We start from the raw sequence: 24,316 nt of genomic DNA on the forward strand, positions 1-24,316 counted from the left end.
CTCAGCGCTTTTTGTGCATTGGGAATTTGAGCGTCTGGCCATCCCGCGCGGCAAAAGCGCCAGCAAATCTGTCCTTGGCCAGTTTCTCCATCTCGTCTAGGTCATCGTCGGTGCGCGACGGATCGTGGTGAAACAGCGCAAGCCCGCGCGCGCCGGCGGCCTCGCAGAGCTTGACGCCCTGTTGCCATGTCGAGTGGCCGTTGCCGCGGTAGCGCTCCATTTCCGCCTCGGTGTAGGTGCAATCGTAGATGACGAGGTCGGCATCTCTAATCAGGTCGAGCACCGCCTGATCGAGTTTGCCCGGCTCGTGCTCGGTGTCCGTGATCACCGCCACGACTCGGCCACCCCATTCGACCCGGTAGCCTATGCAGCCGCCCGGGTGGGTAAGGCTGCCGGTTCGCACAACAATCCCTTCGCGCGGCCGAAGCACGTCTCCGGATACAAAATCGCGGTAGTCGAGGTTTGCTTTGCAGATTTCCAGTTTCACCGGAAACCACGGCGGTTGAATGAACGCGTCGACCATCTGCCGGGTCGTCATGCGTCCCGCGAGATGCCCGGACCAAAGCGTAAGCTTGATGCCTCGTTCGTAGATAGGCTTGAAAGCCGGCAGCCCTATGATGTGATCGTAGTGGCAATGGCTGAAAAACAGATCGAAATCGGTGACGCCCGAAGCCCGAAGCGCCTTGCCGGCAGGCCGCAGACCGGAGCCCGCATCGAACAGAAGCGTATGCTTGCCGCATCGCATCTCAATGCAGATTGTGTTGCCGCCATAGCGAGCGAATTCTGGCCCGGATACCGCAATGCTGCCGCGCACGCCCCAAAATCGGACCAGGAAATCGTCGTCGTCGTCCATGCTACTTTTCGCCCATCTAGGCGCTTCGTGCGTCGATCAGATCCGCGGTCGTATGGCTTAGCCGATCGGCAAGAACCCGCAATATCTCGATGGTCATTTCCGGAAACTCCTTCATAAGCCTCAGGAAATGGTCCTTGCGGATTCTCAAGGCCTCCAGATCAGTTGCCGCTCTGACGGTGGCAGTGCGGGAGCTGTTGCACAATATGGCGATCTCGCCGACGATCGAATTTGGCAACAACTCGGCAACTGTTATCGGTCCGTTATCCGAATCGACCAGAATATCCGCCTTGCCTGAAAGAATGACATAGGCGGCGTCCGCTTCGTCACCCTGCCGGAAAAGTATCTGGCCGGCATTGTAGTTCACACGGTCGGATGTGAACGCGAGCAACTTGAGCTTTGCCGGCTCAATACCAGAGAATAAGGGAACGCGTTGCAGCATTCCAACTTCATCCTTGAGCAGCATTGTCGCAAACCTTCCTAAATTCGCGTCTGCCAGACTATGACAGAAGTTCCTTGAAGATACCGTTTCCTGCCAGAAGTGTCTCGTGTGTTCCGTCTTCCACCAATTGACCCGAGTCAAAGACGATAACGCGGTCGAACATCATCGCCATCGCCGGGCTGGTCACCACCCACACAATTGCCGGCGAATGGTCGTCGCGTCTGGCTTCCGCGAGCACGTTTCGCAGCACCTTGTCCTGCACGCGCTGGTCGATCGCCGACAGCGGCCGGTTGAGGATGAGAAAATCGGGACGCTTGAGCAGGGCCCGGGCAACGTCGAGCTTCTGTCGCTGTCCTCCGGTCAGCCGCCTGCCGGAGGCGCCGACGTTGAAGTCCAGGCCGACGTCCAGAAGCTCGGCATAAAGCCCCAGTTCGTCAAGAATGTCGTAGACGATTGAGCGTATGCGGTCCGGCGCGTCGGGATGGTTGTTGCCCACGCGCCCGAACAGGACATTGTCCATGACGGTGGCCGCCGCAATGTATTTGGCGGGATCATACCGTTCGATCGCGTTCTGCAGCTCGGGCGGCAGGTTTTCATAGAACTGGTTGCGCGCAGCCACGATCTTGCTCATCAGCTCGTCGGTCAGCAGGCCGAAGCGGTGCCGGGGCTCGATATAGGCAAAGCTCAGGGTGACGATCATGGCGCGGTCGGCCTCCGAAACCGTCTCGTAGGGACGGTTCTTGAGCCGCTGCAGCAAACTTTCGTAGGCGGGTATCTCCTCGGCGCTCATGAAGGCGAGCTGCTGGAAGAACTGGTGATCGGGCGGCAGGTCGGCAAAAAGCTCGATCGCCTGTTCGGCGATCTCCATGCCCATTTCGTAGAACGTGCGGTCGAGACCGGCTTGCTTCAGCACGGAAGCAAAATAGGGATTGGCGGCCAGAGCCTTGTCGGCCAGTTCGGGGCCGGCGGCGGCACCGAAAAGCAGGTTCTGGCCGATCGTCGCTTCCTTGTTGTAGGCGCCCGGTTCGAAAGGAACCACCAGTTCGGTCAGCTTTTCCTGTTCCAGCCGGGTTCGCAGCGCCGCGCGCAGTTCGACGATCCGCCCGGCAAGCTTCGTATGACGGGTGAGGTCGGCCGAAGAGCGCAAGCCAAGATCCAGAATGTCGCTCGACAGAAGAACCGCGTCGAGCACCCGGCGGACGGCTTCAAAGAGGTCATGCGGGCCGGTAGCGCCGGCCGAAGCATAATTGATCCAGTCGCTATGGATATCGAGATCCGGATTGCCCGACCGTTGTGCCTCGGTGATGTTCCAGCGGCGCTGGTCTGCCGCCGCACCTTCATAGGTCACCTCTGTCAACGGCGCGTGCTTCAACCCGTAGAGCAGGTTGTCGCGCAGGCTTGCCTGGAACAGGAAAACATCCGACGAGGCGTAGGACATGCGCCGGCCGGTCACCGCTTCAGGGAGGTCAAGCAGGTCGTCGGCGCCCGAAGCGACCTTGCCGCTGTCCGGCCAGTTCAGCCGCGCGAAGGCTTCTGCTAGCGCCTCCGCGCCACCTGTTGCGGTACTGACCAGCGCCACCGTCTCGCCCGGCTTGACCTGCAGGGAGATACGGTTGAGGAGCATTGCGCCGCCATCGTCTGCTATCGACAGACCGATCGCCGACAGCGGGTTGGTCATCGGCGCGGGATCGTCGATCGTCAATGCCCCGATATCAGGCGCAATGATATCCTCGGCGCTGAACTGTTCGACGACCTGCTGATATTTGACCTGGACGTCCTGGCGATCCTGATCCCAGTCGATCAGTTCCTTCATCGGACCGGGCAGGTCCTTGTAGGCGCCGATCACGGCCACCAGCTGGCCGACGTCAAGGCGCCCCGCGATGACCAGATAGCCGCCGATCATGTAGAACAGGAAGGGCGTGAGCTGCGCGAGAAAATTGTTGAGGAACTTTACCATGAATTTCCATTGGTAAAGATCGAAGCGGATCTTGAAGATGAGCCCGAGCCGGGCCGCTATATCGGCGCGCTCGTAATTTGACGTGTCGTGGACGTGAACCGTGCCGATGCCGTCGACGATTTCACCAACCCGGCCCGAAAGCGCGCGCGCCGTCAACTGCCGTTGGCGGCCCAGCACGAGCAGCCGCCGCCGCATGCGCGGGATAAGCACGATCTGGATCACCACGATCACGAGCGCTATCATTCCGAGCCAGACATTCTGGACCATGATGAACAGCATGGCCGTCAGCGCCTGGCCGCCGAGCAGCACCGGCTGCAGGAAGGCATCGCCGATGAAGCCGCCCAGCGGCTCCACCTCGTCCTTCACCATGGTCGCCACTTCGGCCGATTTCACCCGCTTGAAGTAAATCGGCGGAAACCGCAGCACCCGATCGATCAGATCGAAGCGAATACGCCGCAGCATGCGTTCGCCGAGGCGGCCCTTGTAGGTGTTGATGTACAGTTTGAACAGGCCGTTGATGACGACCAGCAACAGGAACACGAAGCTGAGCGCAAGCAGCGTCTCCTTGCGGTCGAGCTGAAACCCGGAGAAGAACTGCACCTCGCCAATGAATGGCAGATTATAGTGCAGCCGCATGAAGGGCAGGGTCGCGCCCGGCTGCTCGAAGCCCTTGCCCTGGATCGGGCCGTTGACGATCAGCTTCGGCAGATCGAAGGACATGAAATACGGGATCATCGAAAGCAAGACGATCGCCAATATCCAGATCTGCTGCTTCCTGGTGTGCCTCCAGATATAGCGGGCTAGGCTGGGTTCCATATGCGACTGTCAGGTTGAAGGATGCAGGATGTGAAAGCACCTGCTGGCAAATGGTGCATCGGTTATGTCTTCGCCGCCAACGGCAAGCTCGAAACTGCAGCTGCGAGCCTGGCTGATGGAGACCGATGATCCGGACAGATGCAACAGCTTTTCTCCGGCACCGGGCAATAGCGAAAAGGCTCGCGGCACAATCATGTCCGTGAACCAAACAGCCTTGCCGGAGCCAAGATAGCGTTGTGTCGCCCGAAATCCCAACATAGAAGAAGAATATGATGGATGTCACGCAACCACGCAATGCCGGTTTGGCCAATGCCAGCCTGGAGGGGCACGAGCAAGCCCTGGACCTCACGCGGGGAATTGCGGCCTATATCAACAATCCTCTCGTGACCGGGCTGGCGCGCGTCATCGCCAAGCATCCGCAGGCCGATATCGCCAACGCCTTCAACCACAAGCAGGTCGCCTGCAAGATGTGGGCGCTCGACAGGCTGTTCGAAAGCTGCGGCGGCCGGTTCGGGCGCATATGGGTTCTGGGCGGATGGTACGGCGTGTTGCCGGCTATGCTTTTCAACGACGCCCGTTTCGACATCGCGGCGGTCGACAGCATCGACATCGATCCCGACGTCGGAGCGGTCGCCCGGACCCTCAACCGGGAAGCCGGCGACCGGTTCCAGGCGCTGACGGACGACATGTACGCACTCGACTATGCGGCCGGAGGGGCCGACCTGATCGTCAATACGAGCTGCGAACACATAGCCGATCTGCCCGCCTGGCTTTCCCTGCTTCCGCGGGGCACGACTGTGCTGCTGCAATCGAACGATTATTTCAGCGAGCCGACGCACATCAACTGCGTGGCTTCGCTGGCAGCCTTCGAAGCCATGGCGGCGCTGCGGGAGATCAGGTTCTCCGGCGAACTGCCGACAAAAAAATATACGCGCTTCATGCTGATCGGGACTGTTTGAAGCGCATTGCGCGAATCCAACCCAGACACGACCCGCTCTAGGTTTTCAGGGACCAGCTTCGATACCGCTCGCGCAGGATTTCAGCCGAGCGGCGCGCGCCTTCAAGATCGAGACGATGCGCGGCCGGCGCCGGTCCCGCAAGCGCCTGTTCGATCGCTTGGCCCAGACCTTCAGGCGTCAGCTCGTTTTCCGTCAGCACCGTTGCCAGGCCGAGCTCTTCGAGCATCAGGGCGCGAACCGTCTGTTCGGTTTCGCCGCCGGCGGCAAAGGGAACAAGCAACGAGCGACACCCCGCGCGCAAAACATCGCAGACCGTGTTGTAGCCGGCCTGCGAGACCGACAGCCGGGCGCCGGTCAGCAGGCTGGCGAAATCCTCGCGGAACCGGAAGATGGACAGGCCCGGCGTGGCATCGCCTGAGATCGCGTCGAACTCGTCCTTCGGCAGGTTGGGGCCGGTGATCAAACACCATTTCCAGGCGTTGTTGGCATTGCGCGCGGCCGCGATGGTGGATCTGACGAGGCGCTTTCCGGCGGCACCGCCGCCAACCGACACCAGAACGTCGAAGCGCTCCGAAGCCGCGGGCGCCGGCGGCGCGGCAACGAGCCCTGTATAGGCGACCTCGGCCCTGATCGCCGCGGCCAGTGGAAATGTCTTGTCGATGGTTGCGAAAGCCGGATCGCCATGGACCATGACAAGGTCGAAATGCCTGTTGACGAGATCGACCGTTTCCTCGTTTCTGCCCGGCTTGACGCGCTCCTGAAGGATATCGCGCACTGACGTCGCCAAAAGCGGTCTGGGCGACGTCGCGTCGATGGCCTCGATCAGCGGCAGGAGTTCGAAACGCACCTGACGGCGTCCAAACGGAAACGCCTCGATTATAACGATATCAGGCCGGCAGTCCCGGAACGCCTGCAGCAGCATCTCGGAACGCAATTTCTTGAAATCATCGTCGATCGGTTTGCCCTGCAGGTCGACAAGTCCGGAAAATCCTTCATCGCCGGAGGTGACGGGTGGCAGGGTGACGGAGTTTACGCCCGGACCCGGAAAGCCCGCGATCGGCGCTCCGCCGGTGATGACGGTCACGTCGAACCCGTCATCGGCCAGAGCCGCCGCAATGCGGCTGGCGCGCGCCAGATGGCCGATGCCGAGCAGGTGCTGGACATAGAAGAAAACGCTGAGCCGTTTCATTCGGCGGCCCGCCACTCCCGCTCGAACAGGTCCTTGAGCTGCCCAATGCTTGCCATATGATCGAAATTGCCGCGAACGCGCCGCTCCGCGGCGTCGCCGAGGCGGGCGCGCAGCGCGGGATCACGGATCAGGCGCTCCAGCGCCTGTGCCAGGGCAATGGGATTCTCTGTCGGGACCAGCAGCCCGGTTTCATCCGACGACAAAAGCTCCGGCACGCCGGAAATATCGGTCGACACGCAGGCAAGCCGCTGGCTGGCCGCCTCCACCAGGACATTCGGCAGGCCGTCCCGGTCACCATCGGCGGTGATTCTGCAGGCGAGCGCAAAGATGTCGGCGCTGCGGTAGTGCTCAAGCACTTCCTTCTGCGCCAGCGCGCCTTTCCAGGAGATGCGACCCTCCAGTCCGAGCTTTCGCGCCAGCGCCTTGAGCCGTTCCAGTTCCTCGCCGCCGCCAATATGCTCGAAACGCCACGCCAGATCGCCAGGCAGGAGGGCAAGGGCCTCCAGCAACGTGTCGTAACCCTTCTTTGCAACGGCGCGCCCGACACTCAGAACGATGACCGGTTCGTCCGGCGCCGAGCCGTCATGCTGCTTTCGCGCCGCGTCGAAACTGCCGAAGCGATCGAGGTCGAGCCCATGATAGCTCAGATGCACGGACGAGTTGCCGTTGGCGAGTTTTTTCAGGTGGTCGAAGCCGGTTCTGGTGCAGGTGACCGTCCAGCGGGCCGAGGAAAGCTTGCCGGCCAGATCCCAGTCCGCAGACGTCCAGATGTCCTTGGCATGGGCCGAGCAGCTCCAGGGCAGGCCACGAATCTGGCTGGCATAGCGCGTCACCGATGCCGGTGTGTGCGCGAAATGGGCGTGCAGCCAGCCCGCGTCCTGCGGCCATTCGGCCGCCAGCACGAGCGCTTGCCCGAAGCGGCGCACGCGGTTGCGCGTAAAGTCGCGGGGAATATCGGCAGACAGCGATTTGAGCGCGCGCCAGAAGCCCGGCCGCGGCAGACAGGCAAACAGCGAGCGAACCACCCGCAGCGGCTCCCTATGCAGATATTCCGGCAGATAGTGGACCGGCGCTTTGATCTCGTCATGAACAGGGTGGCGTTTTGCGTCGGTCGGCCGCCTGAGCGCGAAAAGTATGAGGTCGAACCCCGCACGCTCCAGACCGAGCAGTTCCTGCGCGATAAAAGTTTCCGACAGCCGCGGATAGCCCTTCAGAACCACGACGATCTTGCGGTTTTGCAACTCAGTTCATGCCTTCGATGACCGAAAGGTAATGGCCGGCCCGCCGGTCGAGCAGTTCAGCGACGATTTCGGAAATATGAGGCAGTCCTTCCAGCGTCAGATGCGGATTGCTCTGCGAGGGGCGAGGCCGGTCCGACAGCACCTTCAGTGCGTCGGCAAACCGTTGGGAATCCTCGGCTTCTTCCGGCAAAAGCATCTCGATAAGGCCGAGTTCGGCTGCGCGCCGGGCGCGGATCAGCTGTTCCTCGCGCGGCGTGACGCGCGGCACGATCAGCGCCGGCTTGTCGAAGGACAATATCTCGCAATAGGTGTTGTAGCCGCCCATCGCCACCACCGCCTTGGCGCCGGCAATCAGCTCTTCCATGCGGTTGTCGAACTCGATGATCTTGATATAGGGGATCCTGGCCCCCTTCCTGACCAGCTTGTTGCGCTTGCGCGCCGGCATGTAAGGCCCAAGCACGATCAGCGCCCTGTGCTGCAATCGCGGGTCCTGCTGATAGGCTTCGATGACGTTGTGGATCAGGTCGGCGCCGTCACCGCCGCCACCGGTGGTGACCAGTATATAGTCGCCCTCGGGCCGATGGCCGGGCAACTCGTTCTGCTGCAGGCTCCGTTGCAGGAAGCCGACGAACTTCATCTTTGCCCTGACCGCAGGCGGCACATCCAGGCCTGTCAACGGGTCGTAGAAATCCGGCGGGCCATAGACCCAGACCTTGTCGTAGAACAGGCCGATCTTGCGCATCACATCCCTGCGCGCCCATTCCGCTTCGAGCAGATGCGGCGCATCCATCACCTCGCGCAGGCCAAGCACGAGCGTGGTGCCCCGCGTCTTGAGGTAGGACAGCGTGTCCTCGATCTCACCGCGCAGGCCGAGCGGTTCCTTGTCGACGATGAAGATATCCGGCCGGAAGCTCTCGGCCGTGTGGCGGATGATCGACTGCCGCATTCTGAGCGTCTCATGCAGATCGATATCTTTTTCCAGCGAGGTGTATTCGCCGTTGCGCAGCTTGATGACGCTGGGGATCTTCACGAAGTCGACACGGGCGCGGTAGTCGAAAGCGCCGGCGATGGTCGCACCCGAAATGATAAGCACCTGCAGTCCGCGGAAATCCCCGACCAGCGAATGCGCGATCGTTCGGCACCGCTGCAGGTGGCCGAGCCCGAACGTGTCGTGGCTGTACATAAGAATTCGGGCGTCTTTTGCGTGCTGTGTCATGTTGAGCGTCTTTTAGAATTCTCGCCGAACCGTCGGCAACCCCGCAAGCTTCAAAATCATCCGCGGATCTGCCGGCCTGTTTTGAGACATGAGGGGGTACGCAACGGCGTTCTTCACCTGGAAACGAATGCCAAGGGGCGCTGATGTGACGCCATGCCTTGTCTTCGTCGGCGACATACGGCTCGAGCACAAATCTCTGTCATGAGGCTGGACCCCGTGGAATTACAGGCCTGCGGCCTGAGGCAGGCAGAGCGCATATTGCGAAAAGTTGAGGGCGACAAGGGGAAACGAGGTTGCCGCACATTGTGAGGAGAACCCCGCACCTTGGGAAAATGCTTCATAATCCATTGGAACGCAACGACCGCCAGAGGCCGCACGTTGCGGCCTTTTATCCTGCCATCAGCGTAAGCCGGTGGCAAGCGCCCGGTCCCTGCGCATGTTCAAGGCAACGTAGCGGAGGATCGGCTAAGCAGCGTACACACGGCACTTCGCCGCCCCATCTATCGCGGGAACCCGTCCTTCGGCTCGGAGAGCGCCCGCTTGAGTTGGACAGCAAGGACGCACATCACCACGACAGTGGCCAACTGAAACGGCAAAGAAAACAGCAGCATACTCTCAAGTGCCATTCGTTGCTCGGCCTGCTCGTTGAAGAGCCAGGAACCGTAGAGAATGACCGTGCCTGCCAGTTGCGCAATGAGCTGCGCGAGCGTTCCCGCACGCAGGCAGGTGAATACGGCAACCACGACAATAATGGCGCCCCAGCCAAGCGCCAGTGGCCATGCCAGAAACTCGACTCGGACCAAAAGCATCGCCATCGGCGCTATGCCGTGTCCGGCGACCATCGGTGCAATGGCATAGGTCAGCAGCAGGAGGCACATCTTGAACATCGGCCGCTTCCGTGTTTTTCCTCGAGTCAGGCCCGGGAATTTGCATCATGGCGCCCGACCGGCGCATTGCCAAGATCGGGGTCGAGCGTTCGAACCGCTTCATCCGCTTCGGCTTCCTCCAGCGGAATCAGGCATCGAAACGCTGCGATCCGCCGCGCCTTTTTCGCATTCCGGGCCGATCGACGCTTTTCTCGAGAAGCGCGGTAGTCACCCAGCCGGACAGAGGGCCATCCACGGGACTTGATGCTTGCATCATAGTTCCGCCCGAAAGCATCAGGTCGCCGTTGAAAGAAAACAGCGATACGATACTATCCAGCCAGATGTTTGCGACTGCTTGACCGGGGGGCACAGTGGATACGTCTTCTTTCAAGCGCTGGATGACAACACTGGAGGCCCGCGATCCCGCGGCCTTTCAGTCTGCCTCGCGCCATGTCCTAAAGGGGGAGGATTTGCCATGACAGCCAATGTCGACCGGATTCCAAGGCCGGGGTCGACGCGATTGTTGCAGCGATCACGGCGCGCGTCACGGATCGCGAGACGCTGATCTGGCTGTGGCCGCAGCTTGAACAACAGCTGTTGACCTATGACGGCCATCTCCAGACGACATTGTTTCCGGGGTTCGAGGCGCCGGCCGTGACGGCATTGCCGCAAACGCTTGATCCGCCGGAACTCTCCGCCACGCTGCGGCTGGCGCTGCTGACGGCGCTGGACCGGATCAGTCCCACGCTCGAAGAAGCGCCGGGTTCCACCGCCAGCGCGGCCGACATCCTTGCCGAATGGAACAAGCTGTCGGCCTTCGTCAGAAACAACATCAACGGCGGCTTCGCCGGGTTTCAAAATATCCGTGTCCGGCTCTATACCCAGTTCGGCGCGCCCAGCAATCCGGCCAAGGCGATCGACCGCGTCAACGCCTATTACGGCCAGCTCTCGGGCGCCGGCTTCCCCAAGGCGAGCTTCAAGTCGCCGGTGCATCCCGTGCTCAAGGCCAGGCTGGCGAACACGGTGGCGCTGCTGACGGCCAAGGGCGCCGCGACCGCGTTGACGAAGATCAAGAGCGTCGGCGGGTTCAACATCAGGCCCAATGTCAATTCGCCCGCGCGGCTCAGCAATCATTCCTTCGGCTGGGCAGTGGACATCGATCCGGCGATCAACCCCAATGTCGACAAGGATAAACTGCCGTTGGCCATCATCGAAGCCTTCACCGGCGTCGACCTTTACGGCGCCGAAAGCGTCAAGCTGCGCACCGCTGCGCCCTACGACAGCTTGCTGCCGGCTGCCACTGTCCTGTCCAGGGCCAATGCCGCTTTCGTCGGCGCATTCGCCAGTGCCGCCGGCCTCAAAGACGGCATGGGCGGCGCCATAAAGCGGCTCAGCGGCGTGACGCTGCCGGCCGACAAGCTCACCACGGCACATCAGCTGGCGACCGCAGTTCCCGCCAGGCAGACCGAACTCGCCACGCTGTTGCAAGGCGCCGGCGCCACGCCGGCCAAGGCCAAGTCGGCCGCGAAGCTGCTGGTCGATGCCGCCGACCTCTCCCGCCGGGCCGCCAAGGTCGGAGCGCCCAAGATCATCGGCACCGACGCCTCGGTGACACGCTTCGGCTTCTTCAACCTGGCGCCGGAAGTCGCCGCCGGCCTCGCCGCCAGCGACGGCGGCGGCCTGCGCTGGCTGGGCGCGTCTACCGGCACCAAGGACTACATGCATTTCGAGCTTGCCGCCGCCGATCAGCCGAAGCTGTTCTGATAGGCTCGACCCGCTTTGCGTAAACGCGCCAACCTGACTACGCCAGCCGCGCCCTTGTCGTCCGCGGCGTTGCCAGGAGCAGGCTGGTTTCGCTGCCGGTTATCCCCGGGATGAGCCGTATCCGCCGCAGCACCGCGTCGAAATCGGTGAGCGAGGCCGTGCCGAGTTCGACCACCAGGTCCCAGCGGCCATTGGTGGTGTGAATGGTCGAGACCTCGGCGAGACCGCCGAGCGCCCGGACCACACGATCGGCGGCATGGCCCTCGATCTCGATCATCATCACGCCGCGTATCCGCTGGTCGACTGCGTCGGCGCGCAGCACCACGGTGTAGCCGATGATCTCACCCGTCTTTTCCAGCCGCTCCATGCGCGCCCTGACCGTGGCGCGCGACACTCCAAGATCGACCGCGAGATCGGAGATGCTGCGCCGGGCATCGTGCCTGAGCAGTGTGACCAGCCTTTCGTCGAGCGCGTCCATGATTTTGTCCACTTTGATCAAAGTGACTTATCGTAATGATAAATCAATCTTCTCGAAATGCCAATTTCGCCTGTTCAAACTGCCGGGCCGGAGTGGTTCATTCCACGCATCAAACGCAAGGACACAAGAATCATGCGCTGCAGGATCGTTGGCGCGCCGGTGCAGGACGGCGCGGGCAGAATGGGATGCGAGATGGGGCCGAGCGCGCTGCGCACGGCGGGGCTTGTCTCGGTGCTGTCGGAACTCGGCCATGAGGTCGAGGACTGGGGTGCGGTGCAGCCGGCTGCGGCGCGCGCCATCGTCCACGGCAATCTGGCGCTGAAGGCACTGCCGGAGATTTCCGCCTGGACCGCGGCGATCGCCGAGACCGCCTATGCGGCGTCGAAGGATGCCATGCCGGTCTTTCTCGGCGGCGACCATTCGATCTCCGCCGGCACCGTGTCCGGCGTTGCGCGCCGCGCGGCCGAACGCGGCCGGCCGCTCTTTGTGCTGTGGCTCGACGCGCATCCGGATTTCCACACGCTCGACACCACCGCAAGCGGCAATCTGCATGGCGTGCCGCTCGCCTATGCCAGCGGCCGGTCGGGCTTCGAAGGCTATTTCCCCGATTTGGACGTCGCGGTCGATCCCCGCCGCATCTGCGCCATGGGCCTGCGCAGCGTCGATCCGGCCGAACGCCGCGCGCTGAACGAAGCAGGAGTGACCGTGCACGACATGCGCTCCATCGACGAGCATGGCATAGCCTCGCTGCTGCGCGCCTTTTTGGCTAACGTGGAGAAGGAGAACGGCCTGCTGCATGTCAGCCTCGACGTCGACTTCCTCGACCCCTCGATCGCGCCGGCCGTCGGCACCACCGTGCCCGGCGGCGCCACCTTCCGCGAGGCGCATCTGGTGATGGAGATGCTGTCCGACAGCGGCCTTGTCTCCAGCCTCGACCTTGTCGAGCTCAACCCTTTCCTCGACGAGCGCGGCCGCACCGCCACGCTGATGGTCGACCTCGCCGCCAGCCTGATGGGCCGCCGCATCATGGACCGCCCGACCCGCAGCCATTCCGGGAGCATTGCATGACCCAGCCTTCCCGCCTTGCCATCGTTCCCTTCGTCAGCGTCGACCGCATGATGAAGCTGGTGCTGACCATCGGCGTCGAGCGGTTTCTCACTGAGCTCGCCGCCTATATCGAGGAGGATTTTCGCCGCTGGGAGCTGTTCGACAAGACGCCGCGCATCGCCTCGCACAGCCATGACGGCGTCATCGAGCTGATGCCGACCAGCGACGGCAAGATGTACGGCTTCAAATATGTCAACGGCCATCCGAAAAACATGCGCGAGGGCCGCCAGACCGTCACCGCCTTCGGCGTGCTCGCCGATGTCGGCTCCGGCTATCCGATGCTGCTGACCGAAATGACCATCCTGACGGCGCTGCGCACCGCGGCGACCTCGGCCGTCGCCGCCAAATACCTGGCGCCCAAGGGTTCGCGCTCGATGGCCATCATCGGCAACGGCGCCCAGTCCGAATTCCAGGCCGTCGCCTTCAAGGCGCTGCTCGGCGTCGACCGGCTGCGGCTCTACGACATCGACCGCTCCGCTTCGGAAAAATGCGCCCGCAACCTCGCCGGCAAGGGCTTTGACATCACCATTTGCACGACAGGTCAGGATGCGGTGGAGGGCGTCGACATCATCACAACGGTGACCGCCGACAAGCAGTACGCCACCATCCTCACCGACAACATGGTCGGCTCCGGCGTTCATATCAACGCGGTCGGCGGCGACTGCCCGGGCAAGACCGAGCTGCATCGCGATATCCTTTTGCGCTCAGACATCTTCGTCGAGTTTCCGCCGCAGACGCGCATCGAAGGCGAAATCCAGCAGCTCGACGCCGACCATCCGGTGACCGAGCTGTGGCAGGTGATGACCGGCCAGGCGGAGGGCCGCACGTCAGCCAAGCAGATCACGCTGTTCGATTCCGTCGGCTTCGCCACGGAGGATTTCTCGGCACTGCGATATGTCCGCGACCAACTCCAGGCCACCGGTCTCTATGAAGAGCTCGATTTGCTCGCCGATCCCGACGAGCCGCGCGACCTGTTCGGCATGCTGCTGAGGGCAGGTTTGGAGTCGGCGGCCTAAGCGGGTTTGTTCGGGTAGCCTCGGGACGTTGGCTTACTGGCCCGTCTTTTCGATCTGCTTTGCTTTTCGGCGTATGCGGCCAAGCATGTCCAGAACTCTTAGGCGTCTAAGGGGGACGCCGTCGAACTCTGTACGGGAACCGTGGCCGTTGCGGTCTACAACGGTCAGCGTGGTCCGGCACCTTCCTCCTCTGGCATCAAACGCCGCCAGAAAGCTCTGAAAGTCGGCCACCTCTGCGCCATTCTTCGAGCAGAAGGCAGGAAAGGCTTGCCCGAAAATCGCCGCCGCACTGCTTAATTGGTCCGAAGGTCGGCCTCTGACCACAGTCCCACGCAGGAAGTCGATCTCGATTATTCCACCAGGGCTGCCCGCAGCCTCCTCAAACACCTCGGTTGAGCAGTAGCCGACGACAAAGCCCAACCCACTTGCCATGGAGTCGGCGAAGTTGTGAGCGATTGCGCAAAGGCGTTCGTGCTTCATACCCGGAGGATAGCAACCTCATTCTGGGCTTTCCACCCATCTGCTCATTGGGATCTACCCCCGCAACGGCGCGCAGCTTTCCCTTTCGACGAGCACCGGCGTGAGCACTTCGCGGCGCGAATGTGCCGCCGGCTCGGCGACGCGGGCGAGCAGCAGGCTGACGGCGCGCGTGCCGATCTTCTCGACCGGCTGCGCGATCGTCGTCAGCGGCGGCCAGGTGGTGACGGCATAGGGTATGTCGTCGAAGCCGATCATCGACATGTCGTCGGGAACCCGCAGGCCGCGCGCCCGCAGCACCGTCAGCGCGCCCATGGCCATCAGATCGTTGCAGGCAAACAGCGCCGTGATGCCGGGCGCCTGCGCCATCAGCCGCTCCATCGCCGTGCGGCCGCCGGCGAAGTGATAGTCGGAATCGACCACGGCATTCGCCGGCAGGTCGAGGCCGGCTTCCTGCAGCGCCCTGGCGAAGCCGCGCAGGCGCGCCGGGCTGGAACTGGAATCGCGCGGGCCGCCGATGACGCCGATCTTCTCGTGGCCGAGCCCGACCAGATAGCGGCCGGCGAGATAGCCGCCATGATCGTGATCGACCAGCACGGAATCGACATTGACCGAATGGATCTCGCGGTCGAGCAGCACCGCCGGCACGCCGGGCAGCACGTTGGCGAACACCCGCGCATGGTCGGACGAGCCGGCGAAGATCAGTCCGTCGATCTGCTTGGCCATCAGCACCTGGAGGTAGCGCTCCTCCTTCTCGGCGCTGCCGTCGGAGTTGCACAGGATCACCGTATAGCCGGCAAGGAAGCCGGCATCCTCGATCTGGCGCGCCACGCTGGCGAAGAACGGGTTGGAATTGTCCGGCAGAAGCAGGCCGATGGTCTTGGTCTCGCCGCGCCTCAGGCTGCGCGCCAGCGTGTTCGGGCTGTAGCGCAAGGCGGCGATGGCCGAACGCACGCGCTCGGCCGTCTCCGGCTCGACATGGCGCGTGCGGTTCATCACATGCGAGACGGTTGCGACCGACACTCCGGCATGGCGCGCGACATCGGCAATCGTCGTCATCGTCTGTCCCCTTAACGGATGACCCTCAGCAACCGCTCCCTGTAGGCGTCTAGGATGACAGCGAGCACAATGACAAGGCCTATCACGATCGGCTTGAAATTGTCGCCGACGCCGAGCAGCTGCAGCCCGGTCGACAGTACCTGCAAAATGCAGGCGCCGACCAGCGTGCCGATGATCGAGCCCTTGCCGCCGCTGAGGCTGGTGCCGCCGATGATGACGGCGGCAATCGCGTTGAGCTCGTAGCCGACGCCGGCGATCGGGCTGCCGATGTTGAGGCGCAACAGATAGACCATCGCGGCGATGCCGGCGGTCAGGCCGCTGATGGTGAAGGCCGCGATCTTGTAGAAATCCGGATTGTGGCCGGACAGCCGCACCGCCTCGTCATTGGTGCCGACGGCGAAGATCATGCGGCCGAAGACGGTGAAGCGAAGCACGAACCAGCCGGCCGCGATCACCAGCACCGCGATCAGGAAGATCGATGGCAGGAAGCCGCCGATGATGAGGTTGCCGAAATCGACGAAACTCTGCGGCAGGCCGGTGATGGTCGAGTTGTCGCTGACCACGCGGGCCGCACCCGCCGCCATGTTGAGCATGCCAAGCGTGACGATGAAGGACGGGATCTTCCAGCGCGTCGAAATCCAGCCATTGAGAAAGCCGCAGACCGCACCCGTGGCCATGCAGGCCAGCAGCGCCAGCAGGATCGCCACCCCCGGCGACAGGCTTTCGTCGATCATGACGGTGGCGCCGACCACCGTGCACAGCGCCAGCACCGATCCGACAGACAGGTCGATGCCGCCGGTGAGGATGACGAAGGTCATGCCGGCGGCCAGCACCGTGTTGATGGCGATCTGCACGAAGATCTTCAGCGCGTTGCCTGATGTGGCGAAGTAGGGCGCCGTCGCCGAGAAGAACACGGTGATCAGCACCAGCGCCAGAAGCACGCCGGCATCGCGCACCAGAAAGCGCAGGAATTTCGCCCGGCCCGGGGAAACGGGCGCCGACGCAGTCACTTGCGACGTCTCGCTCATGGTCGCACATACTCCTGATAGGCGAGCGACAGGATGTGCTCCTGGTCGAACGCGGCGCGCGGCACGTCGCCGACGATCTTGTTTTTGGAAAAGACGATGATGCGGTGGCACATGCCCATCAGCTCGGGCAGGTCGGACGACACCATGATGATGCCCTTTTTCGCCGCAGCCAGCATCCAAAGCAGCTGGTAGATCTCGCGCCGCGCGCCGATGTCGACGCCGCGGGTCGGCTCGTCGAGGATCAGCGTCGAGGTGCCCCGGAACAGCCACTTCGCCAGCACCACCTTCTGCTGATTGCCGCCCGAGAGATTGCGCACCGCCTGCTCGATCGAACTCGCCTTGACCCTGAGCTGGCCGACCAGATCGTTGGCGGCGGCGGCTTCGGCCCGGCGGTTGATGAGCCCGTTGCGCGAGACTTTGCCCAGATCGGTGATGGTGATGTTCCTGTCGACCGCCATGTCGAGCAGCAAGCCCTGGCCCTTGCGGTCTTCGGTGAGCAGGCTCAAGCCGTGCCGCACCGCATCTTTGGGCGCCGCGATCGCCACCGGCTTGCCGTCGATCTCGACCACGCCGTCGAGTTTCGGATCGGCGCCGAACAGCGCCCGCATGGCTTCGGTGCGGCCGCTGCCGACCAGACCGGCGACGCCGAGGATCTCGCCATGGCGGACGGCGAAGGAAATCGGCGGCGTCTCGGTGCTGCGTTTGAGATTGGCGACGCTGAGTGCCACCGTGCCCGGCACGATGGAAGCGTCGAAACCGTACTCGTCGGCAATGTCGCGGCCGATCATCATGCGCACCAGGTCTGGCACGGCGAGGCCTTTGAGGTCGCGGGTCTCAACCAGCCTGCCATTGCGCAGCACCGTCACCCGGTCGCCGATCTCGAACACCTCGTGCAGCCGGTGCGAGATGTAGATGATGGTGACGCCCTTGGCCTTCAGCTTTTTGATGATGGCAAACAGCCGCTCGATCTCCGGCGGCGTCAGCGTCGCCGTCGGTTCGTCGAGGACAAGCAGTTTTGAATCATTGCTCAGCGCCTTGGCGATCTCGACCAGCTGCATCTGCGCCACGCCGAGCGCCTCGACGCGGGTGCGCGGGTCGATGTCGAGGCCGACCTCTTTCAGCAGCGCCACGGCGCGGCTGTTGAGCGCCTTGCCGTCGACGATGCCGAAGGCGCGGCGCGGCAGCTTCTCCAGCATCAGATTCTCGGCGATGCTGAGATAGGGCAGAAGGTTGAGTTCCTGATGCACGATGCGGATACCGCTGAGCTGCGCATCGTGCGGCGTCTTCGGCCGGTAGGGCTGGCCGTTGAAGGCGATCGAACCGGTGTCCGGCTGGTAGATGCCGGCCAAGAGCTTGATCAGCGTCGATTTGCCGGCGCCGTTCTCGCCCAGGATGATGTGGGTTTCGCCGCGCGCGATCGACAGCGACACGTCGCTGAGCGCGACGGCGCCGGGAAAAATCTTTCCGACCCCTTCTAGGGAGAGAATCGCATCCATGGGCCGCGAAATCCTAAACTGCGCTCTCAAGCAATTCCAGGAAAAGTGCGCAGCGGTTTTCCGTCCGGAATTGCGTAAAAACAAATAGTTAGAGCCCGCGATAGCGGCGCGGGCGCGTCATCACCGCCGCCGGCAGTTTGCCGGCGGCGGCGATGAGACAAGCGGAAGCGCCGGAGGGAGTACCGGCGCTACCGCTCGCCTCAGCCGGTGATCAGCTTGATGTCGGTCTTGACCCAGCCGGAGAATTTCTCGCCGGCCATTTCGCGCAGGCCGTAGTCGATGCCCATGGCGGCCATCTGCGCGCCATACTGCTCGACGGTGGCGAGCATCTTGCCTGCCTTGAGCAGGGGACCGACGGCCGGGATGTTGTCGAAGCCGACGACCTTGATCTGGCCCGACTTGCCGGCCGCGTCGAGCGCCTTGACGACACCGAGCGCCATCGAATCATTGGCCGCCATCACACCCTGTATGTCCTGGTACTGGGTGAGGAAGTTGGTCATCAGCGTGTTGGCTTCCTCGGTCTCCCAATGCGCAGTCTTGGAATCGAGCAGCTCGAGGCCGTTCTCCTTGACCGCATCGTCGAAGCCGAGCTTGCGCTCCTTGGCGTTGTCGGCTTCCGGATTGCCTTCGAGGATGACCACCTTGCCGCCCTTGCCGAGCGCCTTGCCCAGCGCATCTCCCGCAAGCTTGGCGCCGCCGCGATTGTCAGGGCCGAAGAAGGCGAGGTCGATGCCGGCCTTCTTCTTGGCTTCGGTGTCGAGCGCGACGTCGATATTGATGACCTTGATGCCGGCCTGCAGCGCCTTGGAGATCGGCGTCACCATGGCCTTCGAATCGGCCGGCGCGACGACGATGATGTTGTAGTTCTGGGTGATGAAGTTTTCGATGGCGTCGACCTGGGCGGCGAAGTCGCGCTCGTCCTTCATGCCGACGGCGGCGAAATCGAACTTGTCCTTGTTCTTGGCCGCATACTCCTCGGCGCCGGCCTGCATCTGCTTGAAGAACTCATTGGCGAGCGACTTCATGACCAGCCCGACCTTCGGCTTGTCGGCGGCAAAGACCGGCCCAAGGGGCAGCGCGAGTGCGCCCGCGGCCATGGCGCCGGTCATCAGGAACTGGCGGCGCGAGAACGGGCCAAGCCCGTCCGTAATTGTTTTCTTGCTCATGATTTCCTCCTCTGTGATCCCTGGTAATCGGTTACGTAACCGATTACGCTGCAGGTTAGTGCTTGGCTTTGCCAAGTGTCAATATCTCATGAGCGCGTGCCGGCCATAGCTCGGCAGGCGAATGTGATCTGCAAGCGGGAGCGTTTGGCCTCCGCTCACATTGCGGATAGCTATTCGGCAGGCACTGCCTCCCGGCCGGATGCGCCTTCGCGATACTCGGCCCAGGCCCGCCGCAGGATTTGCACCGACGACGTCAGGAAGAGACCCGCCATCAGCGCGGCAACGGCCAGGTCGGGCCACGCGCTCGACGTGCCCCAGACCCCAAAAGCGGCAGCCATCACCACCAGATTGCCGATGGCATCGTTGCGCGAGCACAGCCAGACCGAACGGACATTTGCGTCGCCATCCCTGTAGGGCATCAAGAGACCGACGGAAGCGAGATTGGCGACGAGCGCCAAAAACCCGATGATGCCCATGACCTGGGCGCTGGGCAGGCCGAGGACGAGCGTGTGGTAAAGCGTCGAGCCGAAGACCCAGACGGCCATCAGGCAGAGCGACAGGCCCTTGAACAGCGCGGCCGTCGCGCGGGTCTTGAGACTGGCGCCGATGACGGCAAGGCTCAGCCCGTAGGTGACGGTGTCGGCAAGGAAATCCAGCGCATCGGCCTTCAATGCCTGAGAGCCGGCAAGCGAGCCGGCGACCATTTCCGTCAGGAACAAGGCGCCATTGACGGCGATGACCGTCCACAGCATGCGCTTGTAGCGCGGGTCCATGCCGTCGAAGATCGGCACGCCGCCCGAACAGCATGCGGCCTTCACTTCCTTTGCATGGTTGTGGGGCGATGCCGGCAGGACCAATGGCGGCGGTCCGGCGCAGCTTTCGGTTTCGTGATTGCAACAAGCTTCAGACATCGGTGACTCCTTGATGGAAACAGGGTAATCTCTCTAGCGACTAGAGGTTCAAGGTCTTTTTCATGCCCCTATCGATTGGCGAGCTGGCGCGCCGCGCCGAGGTGAAGGTGCCGACGATCCGCTACTACGAGCAGATCGGCCTGATGCCGGAGACGGACCGCACCCAAGGCATGCAGCGGCGTTATGGCGGCGAGGCCGTGATGCGGCTTGCCTTCATTCGCCACGCGCGCGAGCTTGGCTTTGAGGTCGATGCGATCCGCGCACTGCTTTCGCTGCAGGACGATCCGGACCAGTCATGCGCGCGCGCAGACGAGATCGCGCAGGCGCGGCTCTTGGAGGTGGAGAAGCGTATCGCCAGCCTCAACGCGCTGCGCACGGAATTGCGCGAGATGATCGAGCAATGTGCCTGCGGACGAGTGGGCCAATGTCGCGTCATCGAAACGCTCGCCGATCGCAGTCATATTCACGGGACTTTGAGCGCAGGTTGACCATGCCCAACGACAGCCGGCGGACCCATTGGGACAGTGCCTACACGACCAAGGGCGAAACGGGCGTGAGCTGGTTCGAGGATTCACCGGCGTTGTCGCTCGAGCTTATCGGGCAAAGGGCCGAGATCGCCCAATCCAGCCTCATCGACATTGGCGGTGGCGCGTCGCGTCTGGTCGATGCGTTGCTGGACAAGGGGATGCGCGACATTGCCGTGCTCGATCTATCGGTCTCTGCCCTCGAAGCCGCCAAGGCAAGGCTTGGTGCGGCTGCCGATGAAATCGAGTGGATCGCTGCGGACATGACAGCGTGGCATCCGGCGCGCACCTACGACTTCTGGCACGACCGCGCAGCCTTCCATTTCCTGACCGAACCAGATGATCGCGCAGCCTATATCGAGTGCCTTCATGCCGCGGTGAGGCCGCGAGGTCACGCCATCATCGCCACCTTCGCGCCGGACGGCCCCGAGCGCTGCAGCGGCCTGCCGGTCATCCGATACGACCCCGCAACGCTGGCCAAGGCCGTCGGGCCGGCTTTTCGGCTCGTCGACCAGCGGCACCACACGCACACGACGCCGTGGGGATCGACGCAGGCATTCCAGTTCAGCGTGCTTGAGCGTATCTCGCCGTAACCGGTCAATAGCCGGCTGGCCTTCGCGATTGCGCTGGCGGCAGCGCCGCAACCGGATCAGGTTTTGCCGCGGCCACGGGCGTTCACTTTTCTGCACGAAACCATGACCGCGCATTGTTTCGGTCGTCGATCACGCGTCTATTGACGGCAAGCTATTCCGCACCGGGCCAATGCGTTCATGCACGACCTGACACCCATTCTGTCCACCGTGACCGCTTCCTTCCTCGCCTCCTTCGTCGAAGTGGTCGAGGCCTTCACCATCGTGCTGGCGGTCGGCGTCACCCGCAGCTGGCGGCCAGCATTGACGGGCGCAGCGCTGGCGCTGGCGCTGCTGGCGGCTTTGGTGCTGGCCTTCGGACCGCTGCTGGCGCTGGTTCCCATCACCGTGCTGCAGTTCGTCGTCGGCGTGCTGCTGATCCTGTTTGGCATGCGCTGGCTGCGGAAAGCCATTTTGCGCAGTCTCGGCGTCATCGCCCTGCATGACGAGGACGCCGCCTTTTCCAAGGAAACCGCCGCCTTGCAGCAACAGGCCAACGACCGCCGCGCCGATTATCTCGCCGGGCTCGCGGCTTTCAAGGCGGTGCTGCTCGAAGGCGTCGAGGTGGTGTTCATCGTCATTGCCGTGGGCGCTGCGCATGCGCAGACCTTCTATGCCAGCCTTGGCGCGCTGGCCGCCTTCATCCTGGTAACGATCATCGGCCTTGCGGTGCACCGGCCACTGGCGCGGGTGCCGGAGAATGCGCTCAAATTCGCCGTCGGCCTGATGTTGACCAGCTTCGGCATTTTCTGGACCGGCGAAGGCCTTGGCGCCGACTGGCCGGGCGCCGATCTGGCGCTGCTGGCCATCTTCGCCGTCATCGCCGTCGCGTCCTTCGCCATCGTGCGCTGGTTGCGCGACCCCAAGGCTGCACAAGGAGCTGCCCGATGACCATCATCCGCCTCATCCTGAAGGAGTTCGTCGGCATGTTCATCGACGACGGCAGTCTGGCGACGCTGGCGCTGCTGCTGATCGTGGCGATCACCGCGGCGGTGAAGCTGCTGGCGCTGCCGCCGCTCGCCGGCGGCGCCCTGCTTCTGCTCGGCTGCCTCGTCATTCTGCTCTACAGCGTGCGCCGCGCGGCGCGGCGCTCCGGTCAGTAGAGGGCCGGTCAGTAGAGGGTGAAAAACACCGGCAGCACGCCGCTGTTCCGCAACAGCTCGATCGTCTCGATGGCCGGGAACAGCGCCAGGAAATAGAGCCCGTCGACGAAAGTCCGCCGCAACGCCTTGGTCGAGAATTGGCGTTCGGCCTGGTCGTGAAACAGCAGCGGGTTCGGCCAGAATGGCGGCGTGCGCTCGGCATAGGCGCTGTAGGCGGGACCGAACTTTCCAAACAGGAACTCGGCTTCCTTGCGCGCCGTCACCCGGAACACCAGGAAGCTCGCCAGAGCGAGCGCCGCCGCCACCAGCACCGAGCCATACATCAAGCCGATGCCCGCGGCGCCGACCGTGGAAAAGAAATAGAGCGGGTTCCGGGTCATCGAGAACGGACCGATGGTGACCAGCTCGTCGTTCTTCCTGCCGCCGACATAGAGAATGCTCCAGAGCCGGCCGAGGATGCAGATCAGCACGAAGCCGATGCCTAGCGCTTCGATGTATTCGTGCCCGTCCGAGCCTTCGACGAGAAAGGGCTTTGTGAACAGCAACGGCACGATGGCGACGACTGCGGCCACCTGGACGACGATCAGCCGCTTGTGCTGGTCGAACGCCTTCGCCGCCGGCTTGGGGGGAGCGTAGCTCATCGTCGTTCCTGCTCTCCGGCAGGGCCCATCGCGCCGGTGTCTCGCCATCCACTAGCGCTTCCGTGCGGCGATGGCGAGGCAACCGGCAGGGATTTTGGCCATTCTTACGAATTTGTAAGCAGGCGGACAGATCCGCGCCTACCGCGACAAATATCACATCGCCACCATCGTCAATCTGCGTGGCGCGGGTCCGGGCCAGGCCTGGTACGACGAGGAAGTGAAGGCTGCCGATGAGCTTGGCATCCGCCACATCGACTTCGCCATGAACGCCCGCACCGAATTGACGCAGCAGCAATCGCTGGCGCTGATCGCCTTGCTGCAATCGGCGCCCAAGCCGGTATTGATCCATTGCAAGGAGGGATCGGACCGCACCGGCCTTGCCTCGGCGCTCTACCTCGCGGCTTTGGCCGGCGCGACCGAGCCAGTGTCGGAGGCGCAGCTGTCGGTCCGCTATGGCCATATCGGCATTCCGGTCATCGGCCCCTATGAAATGGATCAGAGCTTCGAGGCCATGGAACCGCTGCTGGGCTTTTTCGGCTCGTAAAACCTGATGGTCCGGCATGGCTGCGCGGAACCGACTATTCCAGGAAAAAGTGTGAAGCCGCTTTTCGGCCGGAATTGCGCCAAAACAGGGAACTACAGGAGCGCCAGGGCGGTCAACCAGCGATCGGAACAACGATGCGACTTCTGCTTGTCGAAGATGACCCCCGGACCGCCGACTATGTCGTCAAGGGCCTGAGCGAGGCGGGCCACGTTTGCGACCTGCTGCGCGATGGCCGTGACGGGCTGTTTGCCGCGACACGCGATGCCTATGACGTGATCGTCGCCGACCGCATGCTGCCCGGCCTCGACGGCCTGTCGATGATCAGGGCGGTGCGCGCGGCGGGCGTGCGCACGCCGGCGATCTTTCTGACCTCGGTCGGCGGCGTCGACGACCGCGTCGAGGGGCTCGAGGCCGGCGGCGACGACTATCTGGTAAAACCTTTCGCCTTCTCCGAACTGCTCGCCCGCATAAACGCGCTCGGCCGCCGCCCGGCGGCGCAGGAGCAGAAGACGACGCTGCGCATCGCCGACCTCGAAATGGACCTGATCCAGCGCCGCGTCACCAGGCAGGGCCAGGCGATCGACCTGCAGCCGCGCGAATTCAGCCTGCTCGAATTGCTGATGCGCGGCGAGGGCCGCGTCATCACCCGCACCATGCTTCTGGAGCGCGTCTGGGATTTTCATTTCGACCCCAAGACCAGCGTCGTCGAAACCCATATCAGCCGGCTGCGGGCCAAGATCGACCGGCCGTTCGAAACCGCGTTGATCCACACCGTGCGCAATACCGGCTACAGCTTGCACGCGCCGAGTTGAATGGGCCATGCTCGATCGCATCTCA

The 24,316-nt window shown here is 63.1% G+C and carries 26 protein-coding genes; 11 read left to right on the top strand and 15 right to left on the bottom strand.

Going from position 1 to position 24,316, the window contains the following annotated elements:
* Window position 1: 1 nt before the first annotated feature.
* Genes AC1DYC_RS22250 through AC1DYC_RS22260 form a run of 3 tightly spaced genes read right to left on the bottom strand, consistent with a single transcriptional unit; the run spans window position 2 to window position 4,065 of the window.
* Window positions 2–853: an MBL fold metallo-hydrolase gene (locus AC1DYC_RS22250; protein ID WP_477409955.1), complete on the bottom strand. Its 852-nt coding sequence runs from the start codon at window positions 851–853 to the stop codon at window positions 2–4.
* 16 nt (window positions 854–869) lie between these two features.
* Window positions 870–1,316, bottom strand: a complete 447-nt coding sequence (locus AC1DYC_RS22255; RefSeq protein WP_477409957.1) for a cyclic nucleotide-binding domain-containing protein — start codon at window positions 1,314–1,316, stop codon at window positions 870–872.
* 34 nt (window positions 1,317–1,350) lie between these two features.
* Complete coding sequence (locus AC1DYC_RS22260) at window positions 1,351–4,065, bottom strand: ABC transporter transmembrane domain-containing protein (RefSeq protein ID WP_477409959.1); 2,715 nt, start codon at window positions 4,063–4,065, stop codon at window positions 1,351–1,353.
* A gap of 272 nt (window positions 4,066–4,337) precedes the next feature.
* On the opposite strand from AC1DYC_RS22260, the gene AC1DYC_RS22265 reads away from it, so the two are divergent.
* Entirely contained in the window at window positions 4,338–5,024 is a 687-nt protein-coding gene (locus AC1DYC_RS22265; RefSeq protein WP_477410111.1) for a class I SAM-dependent methyltransferase, read from the top strand.
* Window positions 5,025–5,061: 37 nt separating this feature from the next.
* Here the strand turns inward: AC1DYC_RS22265 and AC1DYC_RS22270 are convergent, their stop codons facing one another.
* The 4 genes from AC1DYC_RS22270 to AC1DYC_RS22285 all read right to left on the bottom strand — a co-directional run bounded on the left by AC1DYC_RS22270 (window position 5,062) and on the right by AC1DYC_RS22285 (window position 9,557).
* On the bottom strand, window positions 5,062–6,213 hold the full coding sequence (locus tag AC1DYC_RS22270; protein ID WP_477409961.1) for a glycosyltransferase family protein: 1,152 nt from the start codon (window positions 6,211–6,213) through the stop codon (window positions 5,062–5,064).
* A complete protein-coding gene (locus AC1DYC_RS22275) occupies window positions 6,210–7,454 on the bottom strand; it encodes a glycosyltransferase family 4 protein (RefSeq protein WP_477409963.1) in 1,245 nt (414 codons plus the stop codon). Before AC1DYC_RS22275 ends, AC1DYC_RS22270 begins: the two co-directional genes overlap by 4 nt.
* Window position 7,455: 1 nt before the next feature.
* Window positions 7,456–8,670, bottom strand: coding sequence for a glycosyltransferase family protein (locus AC1DYC_RS22280; RefSeq protein ID WP_477402198.1), 1,215 nt, complete (start codon window positions 8,668–8,670; stop codon window positions 7,456–7,458).
* Between the two features lie 500 nt (window positions 8,671–9,170).
* Window positions 9,171–9,557, bottom strand: coding sequence for a hypothetical protein (locus AC1DYC_RS22285; RefSeq protein WP_477409965.1), 387 nt, complete (start codon window positions 9,555–9,557; stop codon window positions 9,171–9,173).
* Between the two features lie 47 nt (window positions 9,558–9,604).
* Here AC1DYC_RS22285 and AC1DYC_RS22290 point away from each other — a divergent pair, with 47 nt between their 5' ends.
* Both AC1DYC_RS22290 and AC1DYC_RS22295 read left to right on the top strand, forming a co-directional pair.
* On the top strand, window positions 9,605–9,895 hold the full coding sequence (locus tag AC1DYC_RS22290) for a hypothetical protein (RefSeq protein WP_477409967.1): 291 nt from the start codon (window positions 9,605–9,607) through the stop codon (window positions 9,893–9,895).
* Window positions 9,896–10,133: 238 nt separating this feature from the next.
* Complete coding sequence (locus tag AC1DYC_RS22295; protein WP_477409969.1) at window positions 10,134–11,300, top strand: M15 family metallopeptidase; 1,167 nt, start codon at window positions 10,134–10,136, stop codon at window positions 11,298–11,300.
* 37 nt (window positions 11,301–11,337) lie between these two features.
* Here AC1DYC_RS22295 and AC1DYC_RS22300 read toward each other — a convergent pair whose 3' ends face one another.
* A complete protein-coding gene (locus AC1DYC_RS22300; protein ID WP_352862245.1) occupies window positions 11,338–11,778 on the bottom strand; it encodes an Lrp/AsnC family transcriptional regulator in 441 nt (146 codons plus the stop codon).
* A gap of 132 nt (window positions 11,779–11,910) precedes the next feature.
* Between AC1DYC_RS22300 and rocF the strand changes: the two genes are divergently transcribed.
* Entirely contained in the window at window positions 11,911–12,846 is a 936-nt protein-coding gene (rocF, locus tag AC1DYC_RS22305; protein ID WP_477409971.1) for an arginase, read from the top strand.
* On the top strand, window positions 12,843–13,901 hold the full coding sequence (locus AC1DYC_RS22310) for an ornithine cyclodeaminase (RefSeq protein ID WP_477409973.1): 1,059 nt from the start codon (window positions 12,843–12,845) through the stop codon (window positions 13,899–13,901). Before rocF ends, AC1DYC_RS22310 begins: the two co-directional genes overlap by 4 nt.
* Window positions 13,902–13,934: 33 nt before the next feature.
* Here the strand turns inward: AC1DYC_RS22310 and AC1DYC_RS22315 are convergent, their stop codons facing one another.
* The 6 genes from AC1DYC_RS22315 to AC1DYC_RS22340 all read right to left on the bottom strand — a co-directional run bounded on the left by AC1DYC_RS22315 (window position 13,935) and on the right by AC1DYC_RS22340 (window position 20,038).
* Window positions 13,935–14,381 (bottom strand): hypothetical protein, encoded by a 447-nt coding sequence (locus AC1DYC_RS22315; protein ID WP_477409975.1) that lies wholly within the window; start codon window positions 14,379–14,381, stop codon window positions 13,935–13,937.
* 54 nt (window positions 14,382–14,435) lie between these two features.
* The gene (locus AC1DYC_RS22320; protein WP_477409977.1) at window positions 14,436–15,437 is read right to left on the bottom strand and encodes a LacI family DNA-binding transcriptional regulator; all 1,002 of its coding nucleotides are present in this window, start codon (window positions 15,435–15,437) and stop codon (window positions 14,436–14,438) included.
* 11 nt (window positions 15,438–15,448) lie between these two features.
* Window positions 15,449–16,465: an ABC transporter permease gene (locus tag AC1DYC_RS22325; RefSeq protein ID WP_477409979.1), complete on the bottom strand. Its 1,017-nt coding sequence runs from the start codon at window positions 16,463–16,465 to the stop codon at window positions 15,449–15,451.
* Window positions 16,462–17,961 (bottom strand): sugar ABC transporter ATP-binding protein, encoded by a 1,500-nt coding sequence (locus tag AC1DYC_RS22330; protein ID WP_477409981.1) that lies wholly within the window; start codon window positions 17,959–17,961, stop codon window positions 16,462–16,464. The genes AC1DYC_RS22325 and AC1DYC_RS22330 overlap by 4 nt, the downstream gene beginning before the upstream one ends.
* Window positions 17,962–18,161: 200 nt before the next feature.
* Window positions 18,162–19,070 (bottom strand): substrate-binding domain-containing protein, encoded by a 909-nt coding sequence (locus AC1DYC_RS22335; protein WP_477287975.1) that lies wholly within the window; start codon window positions 19,068–19,070, stop codon window positions 18,162–18,164.
* 227 nt (window positions 19,071–19,297) lie between these two features.
* The gene (locus AC1DYC_RS22340; RefSeq protein WP_477409983.1) at window positions 19,298–20,038 is read right to left on the bottom strand and encodes a cation efflux transmembrane domain-containing protein; all 741 of its coding nucleotides are present in this window, start codon (window positions 20,036–20,038) and stop codon (window positions 19,298–19,300) included.
* A gap of 62 nt (window positions 20,039–20,100) precedes the next feature.
* Here AC1DYC_RS22340 and AC1DYC_RS22345 point away from each other — a divergent pair, with 62 nt between their 5' ends.
* The 4 genes from AC1DYC_RS22345 (at window position 20,101) to AC1DYC_RS22360 (ending at window position 22,294) form a co-directional block, all read left to right on the top strand.
* A complete protein-coding gene (locus tag AC1DYC_RS22345; protein WP_477310567.1) occupies window positions 20,101–20,526 on the top strand; it encodes a MerR family transcriptional regulator in 426 nt (141 codons plus the stop codon).
* 2 nt (window positions 20,527–20,528) lie between these two features.
* A complete protein-coding gene (locus tag AC1DYC_RS22350; RefSeq protein WP_477409985.1) occupies window positions 20,529–21,155 on the top strand; it encodes a class I SAM-dependent methyltransferase in 627 nt (208 codons plus the stop codon).
* Between the two features lie 177 nt (window positions 21,156–21,332).
* On the top strand, window positions 21,333–22,082 hold the full coding sequence (locus AC1DYC_RS22355; protein WP_477409987.1) for a COG4280 domain-containing protein: 750 nt from the start codon (window positions 21,333–21,335) through the stop codon (window positions 22,080–22,082).
* Window positions 22,079–22,294 carry a hypothetical protein gene (locus tag AC1DYC_RS22360; protein WP_477409989.1) on the top strand — a complete coding sequence of 72 codons (216 nt, stop codon included), beginning with the start codon at window positions 22,079–22,081 and terminating at the stop codon, window positions 22,292–22,294. The genes AC1DYC_RS22355 and AC1DYC_RS22360 overlap by 4 nt, the downstream gene beginning before the upstream one ends.
* A gap of 8 nt (window positions 22,295–22,302) precedes the next feature.
* On the opposite strand, the gene AC1DYC_RS22365 is transcribed toward AC1DYC_RS22360, so the two are convergent.
* Complete coding sequence (locus AC1DYC_RS22365) at window positions 22,303–22,935, bottom strand: methyltransferase family protein (RefSeq protein ID WP_477409991.1); 633 nt, start codon at window positions 22,933–22,935, stop codon at window positions 22,303–22,305.
* 157 nt (window positions 22,936–23,092) lie between these two features.
* Between AC1DYC_RS22365 and AC1DYC_RS22370 the strand changes: the two genes are divergently transcribed.
* Together AC1DYC_RS22370 and AC1DYC_RS22375 are read left to right on the top strand one after the other, a co-directional pair.
* Entirely contained in the window at window positions 23,093–23,479 is a 387-nt protein-coding gene (locus AC1DYC_RS22370; RefSeq protein ID WP_477410112.1) for a tyrosine-protein phosphatase, read from the top strand.
* 134 nt (window positions 23,480–23,613) lie between these two features.
* Entirely contained in the window at window positions 23,614–24,291 is a 678-nt protein-coding gene (locus AC1DYC_RS22375) for a winged helix-turn-helix domain-containing protein (protein ID WP_477409993.1), read from the top strand.
* Window positions 24,292–24,316 lie beyond the last annotated feature (25 nt).

The organism is Mesorhizobium sp. P2_E7 (assembly GCF_056403855.1).